Origin of the sequence: Protofrankia sp. Cj3 (assembly GCF_917627355.1) — a bacterium.
Classification (GTDB): domain Bacteria; phylum Actinomycetota; class Actinomycetes; order Frankiales; family Frankiaceae; genus Protofrankia.
Map to the genome: position 1 here is coordinate 1 of NZ_CAKJTR010000300.1, position 3,709 is coordinate 3,709.

The 3,709-nt window shown below is 72.4% G+C and carries 4 protein-coding genes; all 4 read right to left on the reverse strand.

Annotation, left to right across the window (positions count from 1 at the left end):
- Positions 1-354 precede the first annotated feature (354 nt).
- Positions 355-621, reverse strand: coding sequence for a hypothetical protein (locus MJ783_RS22640; RefSeq protein ID WP_239313781.1), 267 nt, complete (start codon positions 619-621; stop codon positions 355-357).
- A gap of 15 nt (positions 622-636) precedes the next feature.
- The gene (locus MJ783_RS22645) at positions 637-1,566 is read right to left on the reverse strand and encodes a hypothetical protein (protein WP_239313784.1); all 930 of its coding nucleotides are present in this window, start codon (positions 1,564-1,566) and stop codon (positions 637-639) included.
- Positions 1,567-1,573: 7 nt separating this feature from the next.
- Entirely contained in the window at positions 1,574-1,999 is a 426-nt protein-coding gene (locus tag MJ783_RS22650; RefSeq protein ID WP_239313787.1) for a hypothetical protein, read from the reverse strand.
- A gap of 64 nt (positions 2,000-2,063) precedes the next feature.
- A partial coding sequence (locus MJ783_RS22655) for a CHAT domain-containing protein (protein ID WP_239313788.1) occupies positions 2,064-3,709 on the reverse strand: 1,646 nt, incomplete at its 5' end.

Consider the following 3,709-nt stretch of genomic DNA (forward strand, 5'->3'; position numbering starts at 1 on the left):
TGTCGCCGACGTCTCCCAGCGGCGCCCCGTCGACCACCTGATCGGCCAATATCACACCGTTGCCCGTAGCATCGCTGACCGTGATATCAGCCTCGGCCGGCAACTCACCGACCGCCTCCGTGAATGGCGCGGGCCCACCGCGGGTGGCGGCATCACCCGGCGTTTCTTCGCGTAGCCAGAGCGGTTCCGGGCCGCCGTCACAGGGCACTGCCGGACGAGCCGAACCGGCTCCACCCGACAGGAACCCGGCATGATGTGGGGGCCCTGGCCGTTTGGCCGAGGCCCCCATCATGCCGGTAGCCGTGATCCCGATTCCTGGTGCCGGGCGGCTATCGTCCGGTGGGCGGCGAGGCATTACCAGTCTCGCGCCCAGTCCAAGATCAAACGTCCTTTCTGGGTCAGGACGCCTCGTTCCTCAAACGACACCAGGAAGGACCGGATCTCGCCGGCGATCTCACTCCGGACGTCATTCTCACTGCAGGCGTCACCGAGTAGGCCAAGCGCGACCGCCAGCTCTTCTACCAGATCGACACGATCCGGCTCCCGGCGGTACAACACCCGGCGGATATCCGCCGCCATCCCGAACAGCCGGCGGGCTTCGTCGCTCTTTCTGGCGGTCACTGAGCGTGATACAGGTCAGGGGGGTGGGGTGAAGGTAGGAGTGTCCTCATCGGAGCCGCGCCAGAGGTATTCGGTCAGCCGCCGGCCTGCCTCCCGCTCCTGGGCGGGATTGGCCGGCAACGGCCAGCGCAGCTGCTGGTAGAGGACGGTGCGGTGCTGGTCGTAGGCTGCCTCGACCAGATCGCCGAACAGCTGCGCCCGCGCCGGTACGACCAGGACCACCGCGACCGCGGCGACGGCCAAGCCGGCCGGGACGGCCAGCAGGGTGAGTGGGGCGAACGCGCAGAACAGCAGCCCCCACACCGCTGCGGTCACCGCGGCGTCGAGACCGGCGCGGGCAGCGAGCAGGTCGGCGCGGGTCGTCTCGGGCAGCGCCGGCCACAGCCGGGGCCACAGGACCACGGTGTCCAGGCCGTACTTGTCGACTGGCCGGCGTTCGGCCGCTCGTAGGATGTTGCCGATCGGGGTGGGTAGGAAGTAGCCGGCCGCGGCGGGCCGGCGTCGGCGTCGGCGTTCCAGCCGGGTGTAGGCGGCCAACTCCGCGGCATGCGGGGTGGCCGGGGGCCGGACCCGGTCGTAGGCGGTCTGCCATTCCCCTGCGTCCGCGTCGGCCCGGGTGGCGAGCCAGCCGGCCAGCCGGTGGCGCAGCGGGTTGGCCCAGGCGGGCCAGTAGCCCTCCAGCAGCCGTAGCACCGGGGTGGCGGTATGGGCGACGACGACGCCGGAGGTGGCGACGGCAAGCAGCACCGTCACGATCACTGCCGTCTGGGCGGCGGTGCTGTGGCGGTCCAGCCAGGTGGTGTGGGTGCTCAGGGTGTGCAGACCACCACGGTGGTAGGTCCAGGCGGCCAGTCCACCCAGCCAGAACATCAGCGCCGGGATGGACACCGCCGCCCACCGGTCGGCGAGTTTGCCGCCGGCGGCCTCCCAGAACGCGGTCAGCACGGCGGGCTCAGCCGCGGACCAGCGGGGTCTGATGGGTTGGGCAGGCCGGGACCGGGGTGGCGACGTCGGGCCGGTACCAGACATAGTCGCCCTGCGGGCAGGCGAAGCGGGCGGCACCACCGACCGGCCCGGGGTCTCCCGGGGGGATGGCCCTGCCGCCGGGGGGCTGCCGGGACAGGTACTGAGGCTGGTGGTATGGCGGCCGGTAGTCCGGTGCGTCGCGCAGGACCGCGGCCAGGAACCAGGCGGTGTCCTCCTGGCCGTCGAGCAGTACCCGCAGCTGGCGGGCGGTGGCGACCGGGTCGGCCGGGCTGGTGAGTTCCGCGGCGAGCCGCTGGTCCAGCGCGTGGGCGGCTGCCGGGGCGAGCAGACGCGGCAGATAGGGGCGGATCGCCCGCGCCGCCTCGATCACCCCGGTGCTGTCGGTCTCCATCGATCCCCTTCTCCTGTGCGTTGTGGTGGTGTGGGTCCGGATGGCGGTGTCCGGGTGGTCGGGCTCAGCCGCCGACGTGGATGTGCGATGCCCACACCGACGGACGGTCCGCCCATCGGTTGCGCAGGTGGCGGGTTGCCGTGTGTACCGCGCTGGCAATGTCACCAGTGGTGGTGATGGCGGTGTAGATGGCGCGGGTGATGTCGACGGCATGCCCGTCGCCGATCGGCCACAGTGTGCCGATCACGTGACGGTAGCCGGCGAGCTGGAACGCCGCGGCTAGGTGGATCGCCTCGTCAGTGAGGCGTGCCCCGGGGCGGGCGGTTTCGCAGGCGGACAGGAACGCCAGCTCGGCGTCAGCGAGCCGTAGCCGGGCGACATCGACCACGCTCAGTGGCTGGTCGTGGAGCAGCAGCCGGCTGGTCGAGGGGTCGCCGATTTCGGCGGTGCCGTGGCAGGCGAAGTGCGCCCACCGGGCCTGGGGCAGGGCGGCCAGTACCGCCGGCTGGGTGGCCGCGGCGCCGGTGAGCACGCTGACCTGGCCGGGGATGTGTTCGGCGAGCCAGGTGGTCTCGGCCTGGGCGCCGGGCAGGTCGGAGGCGTCGGGGGTGTGCGGCATCGCCACCGCCACCATCCCCGCGCCGTCACCGCCGGCCGCGCCCGGGGTGCCTGCCGGGCTGGGGCGGCGGGCGTGGGTCAGCGCCCGGATCGTCGGGGTGTAGGAGGAGATCACCCGGTCGATGACCGTGGCGGGGGTGGGGTCGAAGCGGCTGCGATGGTGACCGGCGGCGTGCACCGGCAGAAACGACAGCAGCCCTGTGGTGCACCACCACACCTGCGGCCACGGCTGTCCCGGCTCGGGTGGGGCGTGGATGCCCAGGCGGTCGAGTACCGGGCCGGCCAGGCTGTCCCACAGCCAGCCGAGGACCTCGTCCAAGCGCTGCTGCCCGGCCGTCTGGATGGCGGGTGAGCTGGTGTCCGCGAGCGCGTCGAGGAAGCCGATCACCCGGTCGTAGACCGCCTCCGGTGTCAGGGCGGGCAGTGGCACGGGGTCGATGCCCGTGTGGGTCAGGAGCAGGGCGTGGGAGCCGAGCGCGGAGACCGCGACGACCACGATCGGGCCGTGGGCCGCCAGCGTTTGGAGCTGCGCCGCGGGCGGGGGCTGTAAGAAATTCGCGAAGCCGTCCAGCCCGCGGATCTCGGTGATCAGTCGGTCGAACGCCGCGGTCGCCGTCTCCCGCTGCGCCCGAGTCCTTGCTGCGGCGGTAGGGCCGGCGAACGTGGCCTGTCCGGATGGCTCCTCCGGTATCGTTTCTGCCACTGTGGGCTCGTCGGCCCGGTCGAGTTCCTCGCATAGATCGGCAAAGCGTTTCGCCATATCCGGGTGGCGGTCGGCGAGCGCGGTCACGTCGGTGCGGGTGTCCAACGCCTGGCCCAGCAGCACGCCCCGTCCCTGTTCGAATAACTCCACGGCCCGGTCGGTCGTACCTGCCTGGGCGCAGCAGGCCGCCGCGTCCGCGGCCAGCCCGCCCATCGCAGCCAGGAGATGTTCCCGGTCGGCGCGCGTGAGGCTACGCGGCACCACCCGGGCCAGCATGCCGGCTGCCGCGTCGAACCCCGCCATTGCCTCAGCCCACCGGCCCCCGACTCCGGCGGCATGCCCCCAGCCGCGTGCCGCTGCCGCCCGCACCCGCGGCGAGGCAGCCTCGA

What these genes read in the sequence shown, in the direction of transcription:
- MJ783_RS22650 (WP_239313787.1), bottom strand. Translation starts at nt 1,999, where the DNA reads ATGGAGACCGACAGCACCGGGGTGATCGAGGCGGCGCGGGCGATCCGC.